Source organism: Nocardiopsis sp. CC223A (genome assembly GCF_030766825.1).
GTDB lineage: Bacteria > Actinomycetota > Actinomycetes > Streptosporangiales > Streptosporangiaceae > Nocardiopsis.
In genome coordinates, this window is the sequence record NZ_JASFDV010000066.1 from 25492 (window position 1) to 41555 (window position 16064).

The 16064-nt window shown below is 64.8% G+C and carries 17 protein-coding genes and 1 pseudogene; 5 read left to right on the forward strand and 13 right to left on the reverse strand.

What is annotated here, in order from left to right; translation table 11 throughout:
• Positions 1-4: 4 nt before the first annotated feature.
• From rfbB to QJS33_RS22870, 5 genes are read right to left on the reverse strand one after another with little or no spacing between them, the layout of a single operon-like run.
• On the reverse strand, positions 5-985 hold the full coding sequence (rfbB, locus tag QJS33_RS22850) for a dTDP-glucose 4,6-dehydratase (protein ID WP_306370098.1): 981 nt from the start codon (positions 983-985) through the stop codon (positions 5-7).
• On the reverse strand, positions 982-2049 hold the full coding sequence (locus QJS33_RS22855) for a glucose-1-phosphate thymidylyltransferase (RefSeq protein ID WP_306370099.1): 1068 nt from the start codon (positions 2047-2049) through the stop codon (positions 982-984). Before QJS33_RS22855 ends, rfbB begins: the two co-directional genes overlap by 4 nt.
• 14 nt (positions 2050-2063) lie before the next feature.
• Positions 2064-3272, reverse strand: a complete 1209-nt coding sequence (locus tag QJS33_RS22860) for an ABC transporter permease (protein WP_306370101.1) — start codon at positions 3270-3272, stop codon at positions 2064-2066.
• 43 nt (positions 3273-3315) lie between these two features.
• Positions 3316-4209 carry an ABC transporter ATP-binding protein gene (locus QJS33_RS22865; protein ID WP_306370102.1) on the reverse strand — a complete coding sequence of 298 codons (894 nt, stop codon included), beginning with the start codon at positions 4207-4209 and terminating at the stop codon, positions 3316-3318.
• A gap of 47 nt (positions 4210-4256) precedes the next feature.
• A complete protein-coding gene (locus QJS33_RS22870; protein WP_306370103.1) occupies positions 4257-4781 on the reverse strand; it encodes a helix-turn-helix transcriptional regulator in 525 nt (174 codons plus the stop codon).
• 328 nt (positions 4782-5109) lie between these two features.
• Between QJS33_RS22870 and QJS33_RS22875 the strand changes: the two genes are divergently transcribed.
• Positions 5110-5601: an IS5 family transposase gene (locus QJS33_RS22875; protein ID WP_306370104.1), complete on the forward strand. Its 492-nt coding sequence runs from the start codon at positions 5110-5112 to the stop codon at positions 5599-5601.
• A 1469-nt stretch (positions 5602-7070) separates the two neighbouring features.
• Here the strand turns inward: QJS33_RS22875 and QJS33_RS22880 are convergent.
• The 7 genes from QJS33_RS22880 to QJS33_RS22910 form a co-directional block, all read right to left on the reverse strand.
• Entirely contained in the window at positions 7071-7736 is a 666-nt protein-coding gene (locus QJS33_RS22880) for a DDE-type integrase/transposase/recombinase (protein ID WP_306370116.1), read from the reverse strand.
• Positions 7737-7970: 234 nt separating this feature from the next.
• On the reverse strand, positions 7971-8276 hold the full coding sequence (locus QJS33_RS22885; RefSeq protein WP_306370105.1) for a transposase: 306 nt from the start codon (positions 8274-8276) through the stop codon (positions 7971-7973).
• Positions 8277-8350: 74 nt separating this feature from the next.
• Complete coding sequence (locus QJS33_RS22890) at positions 8351-8623, reverse strand: hypothetical protein (RefSeq protein WP_306370106.1); 273 nt, start codon at positions 8621-8623, stop codon at positions 8351-8353.
• A 20-nt stretch (positions 8624-8643) separates the two neighbouring features.
• Positions 8644-8925, reverse strand: a complete 282-nt coding sequence (locus QJS33_RS22895; protein WP_306370107.1) for a helix-turn-helix domain-containing protein — start codon at positions 8923-8925, stop codon at positions 8644-8646.
• Between the two features lie 151 nt (positions 8926-9076).
• Positions 9077-9298: a hypothetical protein gene (locus QJS33_RS22900; protein WP_306370108.1), complete on the reverse strand. Its 222-nt coding sequence runs from the start codon at positions 9296-9298 to the stop codon at positions 9077-9079.
• Positions 9295-9708 carry a hypothetical protein gene (locus QJS33_RS22905; RefSeq protein ID WP_306370109.1) on the reverse strand — a complete coding sequence of 138 codons (414 nt, stop codon included), beginning with the start codon at positions 9706-9708 and terminating at the stop codon, positions 9295-9297. The genes QJS33_RS22900 and QJS33_RS22905 overlap by 4 nt, the downstream gene beginning before the upstream one ends.
• Positions 9705-10115 (reverse strand): ATP-binding protein, encoded by a 411-nt coding sequence (locus QJS33_RS22910; RefSeq protein WP_306370117.1) that lies wholly within the window; start codon positions 10113-10115, stop codon positions 9705-9707. Before QJS33_RS22910 ends, QJS33_RS22905 begins: the two co-directional genes overlap by 4 nt.
• A gap of 1035 nt (positions 10116-11150) precedes the next feature.
• On the opposite strand from QJS33_RS22910, the gene QJS33_RS22915 reads away from it, so the two are divergent.
• Positions 11151-12140: a hypothetical protein gene (locus QJS33_RS22915; RefSeq protein WP_306370110.1), complete on the forward strand. Its 990-nt coding sequence runs from the start codon at positions 11151-11153 to the stop codon at positions 12138-12140.
• 6 nt (positions 12141-12146) lie between these two features.
• Here the strand turns inward: QJS33_RS22915 and QJS33_RS22920 are convergent, their stop codons facing one another.
• Positions 12147-12947 (reverse strand): phosphotransferase enzyme family protein, encoded by an 801-nt coding sequence (locus QJS33_RS22920; protein WP_306370111.1) that lies wholly within the window; start codon positions 12945-12947, stop codon positions 12147-12149.
• 513 nt (positions 12948-13460) lie between these two features.
• On the opposite strand from QJS33_RS22920, the gene QJS33_RS22925 reads away from it, so the two are divergent.
• The 3 genes and pseudogenes from QJS33_RS22925 to QJS33_RS22935 all read left to right on the forward strand — a co-directional run.
• Complete coding sequence (locus QJS33_RS22925) at positions 13461-14318, forward strand: sigma-70 family RNA polymerase sigma factor (RefSeq protein ID WP_306370112.1); 858 nt, start codon at positions 13461-13463, stop codon at positions 14316-14318.
• Between the two features lie 32 nt (positions 14319-14350).
• Positions 14351-14722, forward strand: coding sequence for a hypothetical protein (locus QJS33_RS22930; protein WP_306370113.1), 372 nt, complete (start codon positions 14351-14353; stop codon positions 14720-14722).
• Positions 14719-16064: pseudogene (locus tag QJS33_RS22935) on the forward strand (hypothetical protein); the annotation flags it as partial. The gene QJS33_RS22930 and the pseudogene QJS33_RS22935, both read left to right, overlap by 4 nt.

Consider the following 16064-nt stretch of genomic DNA (forward strand, 5'->3'; position numbering starts at 1 on the left):
GAATCTATTCACCTCCTTGGGGTTCGAGTTTTCTCGGACCCCACCAGTCCGGATTCTCCCGATACCAGCGAACGGTGTCTGCGAGGCCCTTGTCGAAATCGACCTCCGGTGTGTATCCGAGCGATCGAATACGCGAGTCGTCCAGGGCGTACCGGAAATCATGGCCTTGCCTGTCGGCGACGAACTCGACACGGTCCCAGGTGGCGCCGAGAAGTTCGAGGAGACGATCAACGATCTCGGTGTTCGACAGTTCTACAGAGCCGGAGATGTTGTAGACGGCGCCGGGTTCCCCAGCGAGGGCTACAAGTCGAATGCCCGCACAGTGGTCGGCGGTGTGCACCCACTCGCGGACGTTCTTTCCGTCTCCGTAGAGCGGAACCCTCTTCCCCTCCAGAAGATGCGTGATGAAGAGGGGGACGAGCTTCTCAGGGTACTGAAAGGGTCCGTAGTTGTTGCCGCAGCGCGTGATGCTGACCGGGAGGCCGTGGGTTCTGGCGTACGCCAGGGCGATCAAGTCCCCGCTGGCCTTGGCGGCCGCATAGGGAGAGTTCGGACTGATCGACTGGTCCTCCGTCCAGCGGCCCCTCTCGATCGACCCGTAGACTTCGTCCGTTGAGACCTGTACGATCCTGGGCACACTGGTGTTGAGGCACGCCCGCATCAGGGCCTGAGTGCCCAGGGCGTTCGTCCTCATGAAAGCGTGGGAGTCGGTGATCGACCGGTCGACATGTGTCTCCGCCGCGAAGTTCACGACCAGGTCGGACCCGGCGAGGACGTCGGTGAGGGATGCCTGGTCACACACGTCGCCCTCGACCACCCTGCATCGCTGGAGCGCCTCGCCCAGGTTGGCCCGGCTCCCGGCGTAGGTGAACCTGTCGTAGACGGTGACGTCCGCGTGCTCGAAGCCGGGACGTTCTCCGAGGACGATGTCACGGACGAACTGCGAGCCTATGAAACCGGCTCCACCGATCACGACGATTTTCATACGTGCAGCTCGATTTCACTGTGGTCCCCAAGAATGAATCGGTGTTCCCGGGGATGTCCGGACGTGGGAGAGATGTTGGTGTGCTGCCCGATCATGGATGCGCCTATACGCTTGATTCCGAAAATGGAGGCATTCGACAAGACGATTGAGTGTTCGATCTCGGTCTCTTCGATGGAGCACTCGTCCGCGATGGAGGTGTAGGGTCCGACGTAGGAGTCGGTAATCACGCACCCCTTCCCAATGACGACGGGTCCGACGATTCGGGAGTCGCGTATGTGGCTGCCCTCTCCAATTTGAACCTGACCTACGAGTTCGCTTTCCTCGTCAACGTGTCCCTGGTTGCTCGACTTGACGCTCTCCAGGACGAGGCGATTCACCTCGATCATGTCCTGGGCGTTCCCCGTGTCCTTCCAATAGCCGTCGACGACGGTGGTCCCGATCACCATTTCCTGATCGATCATCCACTGGATGGCATCGGTGATCTCGAGTTCGCCCCTCGCACTTGCCTTGATCTCGGAGACCGCGCGGTGGATGTCAGCCGAGAAGAGGTAGATGCCGACGATCGCGAGGTCGCTCCGAGGGTGCTCTGGCTTCTCCTCCAGGCTGATGATCCTCCCGTTCTCTCCGATCTCCGCCACCCCGAACTGCTCCGGATTCCGAACCCGGGTGATGAGTAGCCGCGAAGACTGGGGGCGGAGCTCGAAACTCTGGACCTGCTCCCGCACGCCTCCGATGAGAAAGTTGTCGCCCAGAAACATGAGGAACGGTTCGTCGGCGAGAAACTCCCGCGCCACGATCACGGCGTGCGCCAGCCCGAGCGGTTCGGCCTGCAGAAGGTAAGTGATGGAAAGGCCGAACCCGCTCCCGTCGCCCACTGCCGCCTTGATCTGGTCGGCCTGTTCTCCTACGACGAGGCCGACCTCGGTGATTCCTGCCTCACGGATGGACTCCAGGGCGTAGAAGAGGACGGGCTTGTTTCCGACCGGAACCAGCTGCTTGGCCGAAGTGTGGGTGATCGGGCGCAACCTCGTCCCGGAACCCCCAGCCAGGACCAGTGCTTTCATGAATCATCACTCCTTTATTCCTTGTCCCGGGAGAGCGCGTCTCGGATTTTCATGATTCCGCCGACCCGCATCATGCTTCCCTTGTAGATCCGTCCACCGAAACTGATCATCAGGACGGTGCCGACCGCCAGGAGCAGGAAGGAGATCGAGTACTCCCACCAGGAGATGTCGACCACCGCTGATCGGATTGGCATCGCCGCGGGTGAGAACGGCGGAATAATGGAGAGGAAACGTGTGAACTCTCCCTCGGGGGAGCTCGCGGCGGGGAGGAGGGAGGAGACGCTGATGGCCAGGATCATGATCGCCGGTGTCTGGACACTCTGGAGATCCTCCTGCCGAGCGGCCAGGGACCCGGCGATGGCGAACAGCGCGGAGAAGAACACGTATCCGCAGACGAACCAGATCGTGATGTTGAGGACGAGGGCCAGCATGTCCGTCAGGCCCAGGTCTGTTCCCGACGTGAGCAGCCCGGAGTAGAGGGCGACACCGCCGCTGGCCAGAAGGATGAGGAGTATCTGGCTGAGACCGACCAGGCCGAGACCTACCAGCTTTCCGGCCAGCAGTTGCCAGGCCTTCACCTTGGTGAGAAGCAGTTCGAAGACACGGCTGGCCTTCTCCTCCACCACACCCTGGCTGATGTACTGACCCATCAGGGCCAACAAACCGTAGAGGATCGCTGTGCCGAACATTGTGTAGACCAGCATGCTGTGAGTGGTCGAGTCCATGCCGCTCAGGTCGCTCCGCTCGGGCTGGGGCGGGCCTTGGGCGATGATCATGGCCTGCTCGTCGCTGAGCTCGGCGCTTGCGAGGAGATCGATTGAGGCGGCGGCTTGGTAGCCGGATTCCAGGAGCGCTTGGAGTTCGGGCGTGGAGTTGTCTCCGGTGATGATCATGTCGCCGAAGATCGCGATGTCCACCCGCTCGGACCGGATGGCCTCCTCAACGGCGTCGAGGGTCGTGAACTTCTCTGTTTGTAGGACGAAGTCCAGGGTTTCCGCCTGTTGCTCGACCGCGGTACGGACCGCTGCGTCCGATGCGTCGAATCCCACCGTGTACTCAGTGTCTCGATCCAGAGCGAACGAGGTGATTAGGATCATCGCCGAGATCAGAAAGACAATGAGCCCCGTGGAGGCGATGAAATTTCTGTCCTTAAATTTCTCTCGGATTTCTCGTTCGGCGATTATCCAAACAGTTCGGATGTTCTCCCCCGCGGGTGAGGGCATGTTTCCCAGCCTCCAAATTTCTTCTGGCAGTTCTCGGGGATTCTTACGATTCGACCCCGGCTAGATCAAGGAAGACCTCCGACAGATTCTGGTGATTCCAGGAGAAGTGCTCGACTGTGCCCCTCTCCATGAGGTTCTTCAGAAGCTCCTCGGGCGGTATTCCCTCATCCACGTGCAGAGAGGAAATCTCCCCCCTCTCAACCAGGCGCGTCCCCGGCAGGTCCACGTGCCAGCTGTCGGACGCACCGCTGAGCTTGACCTTGGCGATCCTCTTGATGCTTTGCTTCTTGATCTCAGACACCGGACCTTCAGCGACCAGTCGACCATCCTTGAGTACGCCGACTGAGTCGCACAGGTTCTCGACGAGCTCGAGTTGGTGACTGGAGAGCACGATGGAGACGCCCTTTCTCGCCTGCTCGACCAGGAGCTCGGAGAGTGCGTTGACCGCGACGGGATCCAGGCCGGAGAATGGCTCGTCCAGGACAAGGAGGTCCGGTTCGTGGAGGAGTGTGGAGGCCAGTTGTACCCGTTGCTGGTTGCCCAGAGAGAGGTTCTCGAGGGAGTCGTTAGGGTTGAGTTTCACCGCCAACCTCTCCAACCAGTACTCGGCCCTCTCCTCGGCCTCTCTCCGGTTGACACCGCTGAGGACGCCGAAGTAGGCCAGCTGGCGCTTCGGCGTCATCTTGGGGTACAGACCCCGTTCCTCCGGCATGTACCCGATGCGACGGAGCTCCTTCCGTCCGATAGAAGCACCGTTCCACCTGACAGTGCCGCTGTCGGGCTTCAGGATCCCGATCATGATCCGCATGGCGGTTGTTTTTCCCTGGCCGTTCGCGCCACAGAAGCCAAAGATGCTCCCTTTTTCCACGTTGAGCGAGAGATCGTGAAGCACTTTTTTTGACCCAAATGACTTTGACGCATTGCTGATGGCGAGCATGGGACCTTTCGAGTTTGAGTCCAATTGCCTTCTGAAGTGTTCTGGCCTCAGTTGAAAAATGTGATACTGGTGGCCAGTGCGAGAATGGCACCCAGGAGAAAGAATGTCCAATTCGAGGTGTTCGCGAAAGCGGAGTCGTGACCGTGTCCGGTGTCGCGTCCGGGCGGCGTCGGTGCGGGAGGGGCGGCCGTCAGGGACGGTGCGGCGACGTTTCGACTCGGTCGCGACTCGAGCTGCGGGGACACGCTCGGTGACGGGCGGCTGATGGAGGCGGGTCGAGTCGCCTGGAGGGTTCCGGAGTCGGACTTCAGCGTGCGGTCGAGTTCGCGCCAGTGTCGGATCCACTCTTCGCGGTCACCGCCGCAGGCATCGATGTAGGCGAGTGTGACGTCGAGCGTGGGACGGCGGCACCCCCGGGCGGCTTCCGAGAGTGTCGCGACCGAATAGTTGGTCTTCTTTGCCAGATCCCTGTAGGTGGGTGAGCCCGACTGCTTCCTCAAGTCCCTCAGCTTGCTCGCAAAGAGGCCGATCGGGCCGTTTTCTGGATCGATCTTTGTTTCTGGTCTAGCCATACTATAAACCTATTATTCTCGCCTTCGCCCTTCTCGGAGTCGGACTCCGAGAAAGGAGTGGGGGCGCTTGGGGGGGTTTATAAAATGTTTATAATTCAGGCCATCAGATGGTGGATCGGATTCTCCATATCCCATTTCAGTTTGGCTCTGTGGGGTTCCGGAGTCGCGTGTTTCTTTCCGCTGGTCATGTGACTTGAGGCTGTCCTTGTTTGTTCCTGTTGGCCGAATATGGTCATCGGTCGTTCGTGAATTAGAGAGTGTTTGAGGAGAGGTGACGGTCCGGACACTTCGCTCACACGACTGCCGTCAGGCCGCGAGCATGGCCGCCATGCTGCGACGTCCGACCTACTCCTCTGACCTGACCGATGACCAGTGGGCTCTGGTCGAGCCCCTGCTCCCGCCGACCAACACCGGCGGCCGACCCGAAAAGCACCTCCACCGCGACATGGTGGACGCGATCCTGTACGTGGTGCGCACCGGCTGCTCCTGGCGGCACCTGCCCGTGGATTTCCCACCCTGGCAGACCTGGTACTTCGCCCGCTGGGAGGAAGCCAAGGTCACCGAGCAGGCCATGGCCGCCTTGCGCCGCCGACTCCGCAAGGCTCAAGTGCGCAGTGGCGCGCCCTCGGCCGGGACCATCGACTCCCAGAGCCCGAAGGGGGCCGACGCCGTCGGCCAGGACACCCGGGGCTATGACGCGGGCAAGAAGGTCAACGGCCGCAAGAGGTTCATCGTCACCGACACCCTGGGGCTGTTGCTGGTGGTGTGCGTGATGGCCGCCTCGGTCCAGGACCACGACAGGCGAAAACGACCCCGTTGAGCCTGTACCTGGCCACTCCGGTGCGGTTCGTGTTCGCTGACGCGGGGTTCGCGGGAAGGCTGGTGGCCTGAGCCGAGAAGTTCGTGGCCGCGACCACGCACATTGCGCGCAAGGCTCCCGGTCAAGTGGGGTTCGCGGTGATCCCGCGCCGGTGGGTGGTCGAGCGCTCGCTGGCGTGGTTGACCTCCCACCAGCGTCTGGCCAGGGACTACGAGCGTGACCCCGCGGTATCCGAGGCCATGGTGCGCTGGGCCGCGATAGGTCAAATGGCCTGCCGCCTGGCACAAGGACGAGATGCTGTCCGCCAGAGTGCCTGGACGAGCGAAGGCCTCGTCTCCTGACCCTTCTCAGACACGCTCTCAGCTCGGGATGCTTGACGACGCGGTCCACCCGTGTCATCAGATCGGTATCGGCCCGCACCGGTACACCTCGGACCAGGGCGTTCTCCAGGGAGGTCCGCGTGGACCAGGCGAAAGGGCTGTCGCTGGAATGCAGGAAGGGCCCTTTGTAGAGCTCCAGAACACTTTCGATGTCACCGTCGCGTAAGAGGTCGAAGACCTCGGTGATGTCGCAGCACACATTGTCCTGGAGCCTGTAAAATCCGGAATCCTGGTCGTAGGACACCGGTAGACCGATCCTGCACGCACGCAGGACCAGGGTCGGCAGGCTCGACGGCGAGGGGTCGTCCTCGAAGAAGTTGCTTATTAGCCATGACCTGCCAGCGGATCCCCCGTTGAGAGAGACCAGGGCGGCCAACTCCACTGACCGGCGGCTGCGGACTGCCACCCCATCGATGGAACAGCGGCCCAGGGCCGTGATGCGGATCATCTCCAAGAGAACTCCTTCCGTTGGTGGTGTCATAACGTCGTAGTAACACCGCAGTTCGCAGCGGGTTGCCGATGAGGGCGAAATGAGTGCTCACTCGGAAAGAACGCGAGGAGATCACGCTCGGTAAGGATCTTGACTGCATCGCCCGTGTCCTGAACCGCCCGCTGATACCTTCCACACATCCATCGCACCTTCTGAGGAGGGTTGGGCAACCTAGGCACAAGTATCCCGGAATATGCTTTCAAACTGCTTACAGCTGACGGGCCTTCCCCCTGGCCATGGAAATCTCCGACACTAACCTCGATCTTTCATGACGCCTTGTCGGTCAGACAGAGAGAGCCACTCGGGACTGACCGGATGGCGAAAACCCTGGTACGGGCATGGCAACGACCCGATCCGCCCGGGTCAGCGCCTGGGTCCACGGCCCCCGAAAACGGCTCCTCTTCCTCGTTAGTGCAGGTCAAAGCCGGTCAGGTTGGGGCGGGCAGCGCCCGCACCCGCCCGATGGGCGCGGTCAACAGCCCACCCCAGGCCAGGAACGGTCGAACCGCAGCCTGTTTCGTGCCGGGACGGTCCTATAGATGCAATGCCGTGTAGTTACGAGTTGGGGGCGTTCCCCCATGAGAGTGGACACCTGATGATTAGGCGGCGAGTCCCAGGCTCGCCGTTCTCTGCTCGTACACGAGTGGGCTGAGCTGGCCGTTGGCTGAGTGCCGTCTACGGGTGTTGTACCGGTTGATCCAGGAGAACACCGCCAATCGGGCCGCCCTGGCTGTGGCCCAGCGTTTCAGACCCTTCCTCTGCAGCGTCTCGCGCTTGAGGCTGGCGTTGAAGGACTCCGCGGCGGCGTTGCCGCGCTGGAGCCCACGGCGCCCTCTGGCGTCGTGCTCCCGCAGGCACCTCGGGGAGCTGTTTTCTTTTGCGCCCCATCGCACACCCTCGTGATCGAGGTGTTGCGACGACCAGTTGAATCCGCCCTGCACGCCGTGGTCGGAGTGAATCACCGTCCCCGCAGGGGGTTGGCGGTTGTCGATGGCCATCCCGAGCGCGTTCGTGGCCAGGGCCGCGGTGGGTGAGGAGTCGATCGCCCACCCGACCACGCGCCGTGAGCACACGTCCAGAACGACCGCGCAGTAGACCTTGCCCTCCCGGGTGGGGTGCTCGGTGATGTCGGTGACCCACAGCTGGTCCAGGGCCTGACGGGTGAAGTGGCGGTTCACCAGGTCGGCCGAGACCAAGTCCGGCCGTGCCCGCCGCCACTTCGGACGTCCCGTAACCCCTTTGAGTCCGGCTCGGGACATCAGCATCGCCACCGCCGGCGTGCCAGAGCTGCATCCCGCGGCCGAGGGTGAGCTCGGCGTGCACCCGCCGCACCCCGTAGATGCCGTTGGAGGCGGCGTGGATCTGGCGGATGGTGTCGGTGAGCAGCACATGCCGGACCGAGCGGGCCGAGGGGCCGCGGTCGCGCCAGGCGTAGAACCCCGACTCCGACACCCCCAGCACCCGGACGGCGACCTGGACCGGGTGGCCCTCGGTGGCCATCACCGCGATCGTCTCGAACCGTCTTTTGGGGGCACCACCTTCCCCAGCAGCTCGCTGGCACGGCGGTGGATCGCCAGTTCGGCCTCCAGTGCGGCGATGCGCTTGTTCGCCGCGGCCAGCTCGCTCTTCTCGGTGCTGGTCAGGCCTGGGATTAGGCTTTGGTCGATGCGGTCCTGGCGCCGCCAAGCGTAGATCGTCTCGGTGCTGATGTCCAGATCGTGTGCCACGTCCGTGACGCTGCGTCCGGCCTGGACTAGGTCCAAGACCTTGCGGCGGAACTGGGCGGGGTATCCACGACGTCCCACGATGCCCTCCTTCAAGGGTCACGTGGTCCCAGGATCCAGAAATCCGACTCCGAAGAAAGCAGGACACACCACCATCACACCCGGCACGAAACAGTGACGACGGGACCGTGTTCGGCCAGGTAGTCGACGATGCTGGAGACCTCGTAAGAGCGGTTGCCGCCGGAGGTAGCGCGGTGGGCGAGGATGCGTCCGTCGGCGGCGCGGTCGGCCAGGGCACGGCGCCCGAGCCCGGTGAGGTCCCGGGCCTGGCAAGGGGGAACCGTGTCAGCCGGTCCGAGCCGGGCGAGCAGGAGCGTGCGCTCCAGGACGTGGTCGATATCCGTGGGAGGGGTGATCGCGGGGGGCATCAGGTCCTCCAGAGCAGGGGTTAGGGGGTCGTGGGATCGAGAAGATGCAGGTAGCCGGGATCTGTGGCCATGCCCAGGACAATCGCCTTGCGGTGAGCCGGTGGTGTGTTCAGAGCGTCGAGGAGACGGCCGAGAGAGTCCGGGTTGAGGCGCAGCCGCCCCTGCTCCACGCGCACGATCACGGACTGGTCGATCCCGGCCTCGGCGCCAAGAGCCGTGGTGGTCTGTTTCTGGAGAAGGCGCAGGTGGCGCAGGAGCAGACCGGCGTCGGTCGGCGTCAGCAGGAAAGGGTGAGCGGTCATGTTCGTGTTTCGTTGTCGAGTCGGTGGACCCGGGTGGGGCCGTGGTGGTGTGCACGGCCCCACCCGGTTCCCGGGGGACGGCCCCGGGGGAGCCGCCGCCCTCTCTTCCCCGGTGAGGACGTGGCGGTCCTCGATCGGGCGGCGGCAGGTCCTAGCGGGTGGGTCTGTGGGCGAGGTGACCGATGACTTCGTTGAGGTCGTAGAGGATGACCGCCTCGCCCTCCAGCGGGGTGAGGAGGTAGACCGCTCCCAGCAGTCGGCGCTCCCGGGTGAGCACCAGGCCGTGCAGGGCGGCGCGCCACCGCAGGTCCTCGAACCGGGTCCGGAGCAGATCAACACGCCGCAGCACGGTGCTGAGCATGGGCCGTCTCATCCGCCCCCTCCTCGCGCCCGGGTGATGAGGTGGTCGAGGAGCCCGAGGTCCTGGGAGTGCAGGGACCGGGTGGCATCGCCCAGCACGGCCAAGCGGTGGTGCCCGGTCGCAGGAGCGCCGGTCAGGCGGGCGGGGTACTCGATGAGCCACCACAGGCCGGTCTCCTCCGGCTGGTGCAGGAGCACCCGGACCGCCGCCGACGGCGCACCGATCCCGACGGGGCGGCCCTGCCGCCAGGTGCGCTCGGGGTAGACGCGGGCGTCGATCACCCACTCCCCCAAGTCCGTGCAGGGCGTGTAGCCCAGGCTCACCAGAGCGAGTTCCATGTCCCGCAGGGCTTGTTGGGCACGAGGGGACGGCCGGGGTGGGATCTGGTGCTGGGGCACCATCGTCAGTGCGAGCGCCGTCATCGGGCGACCTCCGCGAACACCCCGGTCCCGACCGTCAGCGGCCCCCACCTCAGGGAGAGGGCGTCAACCAGCAGCAGACCGCGGCCATGGGTGGACGTGTCCTCTGGAGAGCGACGCCGAGGGACGCGACGGGGTTTAGGGCCAGCGTCCTTGACCGCGACTCGGATGTAATCCGAGTGGACGTAGAGGCGCAGGGTGACGTTCTCTCCGGGAATGCCGCTGCGGGTGTGGGTGAGCGCGTTCGTCACCAATTCCGACACGATCAAGGTCAGCAGGTCAGGAGCCTCGACGTCCCACTCACGAAGGTGGTCCTCCACCCATCGGCGAGCAGCACCAACGGTGACCATGTCACCGCCGGGAAAGGTACGCCGTGCCTGGTGCAGAGCCTGCATCACCGCGGCCGCCACGATCAACGCCCTGCCTCTCGGCGTGCGGACTCGGAGGCCAGGAACCGATCAAGGCCAGCCACAGCAGCGCAGTGGTGGGGGGCGCTGGCCAGTCCCGAGTAGGTGACGACGAGTGGTGCGATCGCTTCGAGGGGCCCATTACCGCCAACCAGTGTGCGCCCGTTTGCAGCGAAAACAACGGGGTCGACGCCTTGGGGGTACAGCGCTTTGACCTGTGCGCGCACCAGTGCCGGTATGTCTGGTGATTTCTGTCGCGCCGGGGCCCTTGGAACTGGATTCATGTGTCCCATCGTGCGGATCCCCGGGGCTGCGCACTAACGAAAAACGATCGAAAGATATCGGTTTCAACAGGGTTTGGCGATAGCCAGGGCCGCACTATTATGGTAATGACGAAGGGCTTCAAATCCCGCCAATTACACCCTTCAGGCACGAACCGGACACAAGGGACTTGCGGTGGTTACCGTGAAATCAGCGATCCCTTCATCGGATGAAAGGTGCATATTGCTGACGGATGAGAAGCCAGTGGTGTGTCGGGGCTGTGGTCGACCCCCCAACACCGGCTGGTCAGGGTGCCGGTGCATCCCAGCGGAGGTGTGGGCACTGCCTGAGATACGGCAGGCGTGGGAGAAGCGAGACGCTGCGGCGTTGGTGCGGCTGGTGTTGTGGCACTCGGAGCTGTCGCAGACGGAGTTGGCTCAGATTCTGGGCCTGTCACAGTCCACGATCTCCGACTCCGTCTCAGGCAAGTCCAGACTCAAACGGAAAAGCACCCGCGATGCTGTGTTCAACGGACTCGACATACTTCGACCACCCGATACACCACACCCAGAACGACACGTGGGCACAGCGGAGACCCTCCTTGAACTTCCCCAGTCTCCAACGGCGAACATCAGCAGCCCGCCGCTCGCTCTCACCAACCCTGACGGTCTTTTCACCGAGTCCGTACCGGACGCGGTAGAAGCCAGCGGATGGCTGTGGCGAACCGACCTAGAACAACGTCTCACCCCGGATACCATCCGGATCGATCCCGATCACTTGAGCACACCGTTACTCAGGTGGCTGGTAGCACCGCCCACAACCCTCACCACTCACTCCTCCCAGGCCGTACCCGAGGTGACCGAAGACGACATCAACGCCATCAGGAGAGCCTGCGACCTCTTCGAGGCCCTGGACCACGAATTCGGCGGTGGGCACGCCCGCACCGCCGCCGTGCAATACCTGCACACGGAGGTCACCCCGCTGCTGCGCGGTCGCTTTGCCCCGGAGACCGGCCGTAGCCTGTTCGCCGCCAGCGCTCGCTTCGCCGCCAAAGTCGGCGCGATGGCCTACGACGCCGGACTCCACGACCTGGGGCGCCGCTACTTCCTCCAATCCCTCAACCTCGCACACCTGGGAAACGACCGCCTCCTGGGAGCCAAATCTCTCGCTCTGTTGAGCCACCAGGCCAACTTCCTGGGGCGCTTCCGCAGCGCCGTCGATCTGGCCCGCACCGCCAAAACCGGCGCGGCGCACCACGCCACCCCCGCGGTACGCGCCATGCTCGCCGCCATGGAGGCCCGTGGTCTGGCCTCACTCGGTGACGACCACGCCTGCACCCGGGCCCTGGACGAGATGGAACAGGCTTTCCACCAGATCGACCCGATGACAGAGCCAGCCTGGATGGGATACTTTGACGCCTCGGAGGCTGCCGACGAGAGCGCTCACTGCGCCCACGACCTCGGCCACGGCATCCGCGCCATCGACCATGCCCACCGCTCCATCACCTTGGCACCCAAGGGGTTCCGCCGCAGCCGCACCTTCGCCGGACTCATCCAAGCCAGCGCCTACCTGAAGCAGGCCGACGCCGATCCTGAAGCCGCCTGCGCTCTGGCCCGCACCGCCATCACCCAGGCCGGAACCCTGCGCTCGGCCCGCGTACGCACCTACATCACCCGCCTGCGCAGCGACCTCGAACCCTACGCCAGCAGCAGGCACGTTCGGGAACTCGACGAGTTCCTCGCTGACGCCCCGCTTGTCCGCCGGTGAGGCTTGTCAGGTTCCCGGTGTCCAACTCTTGGGCGCTGACGGGGTTTTGAGGGAGGCGATGCGACAACGCGCTTCGGGGAGCAGGTGTGGCTCGCGGCCAGTGCGTGCGCACAGCCACGCTGTCATCCTCAGCTCGCGGGCCGCCGCCAACGTCTCGAACCCCGCCCAGGAACGCACATCCCATCCGTAGGCGTCGGCGAACGCGGAGTACTCAGCGTTCGTATACCAGCCGACCCGCTCATAGACGGCCGCGACCACCAAATCCCACTCCCGGGCACCGATACCGAACCGTTCCAGATCCAGGACCACTGGTCGCCCCTGGTTATCCTCGACGATGTTCTTGCGGTGGGCATCCCCGTGAACCGGGCCTACCGGAAACGCGTGGTCCAACGCGGAGAGCTCGACCCCCAGCTCAGCCAAACGTGTGTATAGGAACGCCTTCTCGTCGGCACCGAGCGCGGACAAAGCGATGTAGCCGTCAATGCCCGCCAACGGGTCCAGCACCGGCAGCGAAAGGTGCACCGGGGCCGCAAGCCTGTGCAGTGACCTGAGCACTGTTCCAATAGTTGCCGGGGAGCCGGGCCTCACCTCGGGGATGTACTCCCACAGGGTGACTACCCACCGGCCGTCCTCCACGTGGGGTGTGTCCGAGAATGCTCGGACCACCGGGACACCACTCCAATGCAACCAGCGTGCGATCTCCACCTCCCGGTGGGCTCGCTCTAACGCGCTGTGGGAACTGATACGCAACACGATCCCCGGCCCGGGAGACACCAGGTTCGCGTTCTCACCGATCGGCCCCAGCACCCGCATCCCTTGTGTCGGCCATCCAGCAGCTCGCAGCACGCGGCCACCGACATCTAGAGCACGTTCACGGGTCATCTCGTCTGCGCACACGCACCCTACGGTACGCCGGGAACCACCGCCCAGTCCGGGTTCTGGCTACTGCCGTCCTGCCTGTATGTCGGTCTATATGTCGGTGTGTTGTTACGAAACGGTATGCGCCACCGAACGCTCAAGGCACCTGGTGGTTCTCGTCTGCGGTCCTCGCCCGTGGGGAAAGGTCCTTCGCCATGGCACGGTGCCCACCGCTAAAAACAGGCCGCAACAAGCCAACAGCCGAGAAAGTCCCCCCGCGTCATCACTGCCCTGCTCACACGACACCCTCACTGCCCGTGAGCAGGGCTTTTGCCATCCCCCACCAGTGAGCACTTGGTGGATTCTTTACCTTCTGAGCGGCCGGTGAGCGCGCCATGAGTCCGGTCTGAGTACAGCGTGAAAGTGCTCTGAGCAGGGCGTTCGTCAAGGTGCGGGTGTCCGATGACCCGCACTGGCGAAAGGTCTCTGCTCATGGGCTCGCGCTCACCCCTGCACGTGGTCGAGAACGCCTTCCACCACCTGGCCCCCACCCACCTGCTGCTGAACGGCGACCAGGTCCACCCCTGGCTCGAACCCCGCCCCTACCCGCTCACCGAACTGCGCCGCATCCTGCTCACCAACGGCACCCCCTACGAGGTCCGCGACGAGGTCTGGCGGCACACCATCCGCGCCGCCCGCAGGTCCTCGGACTGGATGACCGGCGCCCTGGGCCTGTGCATGCCCGCCCTGCGCGCAGCGGCCACCCGGGCCGGGCGCGGACTCACCCCCGCCGACCGGCACGAGGTGGAATCGGCGATCCTGACCGCGACCATCCAGCAGGTGCGGACCATCAACCTCTCCTACTGGCGCCTGGCCTGGTACCTCACCCGGCCCGCGCACCGGGCCGGGCTCTCCGCCCGCAAGCACGAAATGGACGCTCCGACGCCCTGCGGAGGAGCACGCAACGAAAGCGACCCCGGCCTCGACACCCGCGGCAGCTGCGAGCTGGTGCTGATCGCCGCGGTGCGCGGCGGGGTCATCACCTCCGCTGAGGCCGACCTCATCGCCTCCACCCGGCTGGAGGAGAACATGCTCGCCGACGTCGCCCAGCGGTTGGGGATCTCCTACAAGACGGCGGCCAAACGCCGTGAGCGCGCCGAGAAGCGTCTGGCCGAAGCCCTCCGGTCCGGTCGGGTGCAGGCCTCCGCGGCCCTGGGCTCCGACTCGATCGCCCCCGACGTCACCGGGACCGTGCTGCCGCTGCCGTCGAAAGTCGCCGCTCTTCCCGTGTCGCATCCGCGTCTTCGCCCCGCTTCTTGAAAGGCGTCACTGCGAGGAAGGGAGGAAGGCGTATGCGTTCACCGGTGTGGACGGTTGGGTGGGGGCTGGCTCTGGTCAGTGCCGTCGGGGTGCTGGTCGTCGGGGATGCCTCGTGGGCGTGGGCACAGTCCCGGGAGGGCGCCGAGCAGGAGGCGGCCGAGCTGCTCCAGATCGTGGACAGGGTGCAGCTGATCCTCATCGTGATCGGCACCGCTCTGGGCACCTTGTTCCTGACGATCGCCGGGGTGCGGTGGATGGTCGCGGGCGGGGAGCCCGGGTCGATCGATTCCGCCAAACGGGCGCTGACCGGGACCGCCATCGGCTACGGCATCGCGGTTTTGGCCAGCACGCTCATGCAGATCCTGGACTGGGTGCTCGCCGCACAGGCCGGGGGCGGCCAGTGACCCCGCACCTGCCGGGCGTACGAAGGCCCGCGGATCTGGAGATCAGCGATGACCCGCTGCCTCCTCCGTCCGATGACCCGCCACCCGAACCCGACCCCGGCCCCGCACCCGAGCCCGAGGCCGAACCGGAGGCGGACCCGGAGATCACCGATGATCCGCTGCCACCGCCCGAGGACCCCGAAGGTGGAGAGCCTCCGGTGGTGGAGCCGGAGCCGGTGGAGCTGGAGGTCGACGACAACGTCTTCGACTGCGACCTCATGGATGCCGGGTGCCATGTCTCGAACTGGTTCGCTGACTTCGCCGTCAGCGGGTTGAACCCCGCCTTGGGGTGGCTGGCAGCCAAAGCGTTCTACACCCCCGTCCCCACCGAGGGCATGCAGGGCCTGCACGCCGGGATCCTAGGCGTGGCCAACACCTTGTTCGTGCTGGTGGTGGTGGCGGGCGGTCTGATAGCCATGGGCCACCAGACCGTGCAGTCCCGCTACTCGGCCGCCGACATCCTGCCCCGCATCGTGTGGGGGTTCGTCGCGGCGAACATCTCGCTGTGGGTCTCCACCGAGATGATCCGCGTCTCGAACCAGATCTCGGCCGCGATCGGCGCCCAGGCAATCGACCCCCGGGAGGCGGCGGAGAACTTCCGCGACCGCCTAGACGCCCTGGTGGCCGAAGCTCTGATCTTCACCGTGCTGCTCGTGGTGGTCGTGGTGGTGCTGTTCGTGGTGTGGATGATCACCGAGGCGATCCGTATCTGCATGGCCATCGTCCTGGTCATCGGCGCACCCATCCTGCTGATCTTCCACGCCCTACCGCAGACCAACAGGATCGCGGAGATGTGGTGGCGGTGCATGGCGGGCCTGTGCGCCATCCCCGTCGGGCAGAGCCTGACGTTCATGTGCTTGGCGAAGCTGTTCTTCGAGGGGCAGATGACCTTCGCCGACCTCAACAGCACCCCGTCCGCTACGGGGGACGAGGTGGGCGACGACGACTGGCTGATGCAGCTCCTGCTGCTTCTGGTGCTGATCTACACCCAGATCCGGATCGGGTCGTGGGTGATGCGGCTGGTGTGGCAGCCCAACCCCGGCACTTCCCCTATCGCCTCGTTGTTGAAGAACATCGCGTGGATGCTCGCCTTCCGCAGCGTCAGCGGCCTGCGCCTGCCGCGCACGCTGGGCGGTGCGCCCGGGCTGGGGCTGCGGTGGCCGGGTCGGGCACCGGCCCCTGCGGGCAGGCCCTTGCCGCGGCACACCCCGGGCCCACCCAGCGGGTTGCAGCCTTTGCAGCCGCAGACCTGGTGGTACCGGCCCCGCCATGACCCACCCGACCCGGCCGGAGCGCTCGGCCC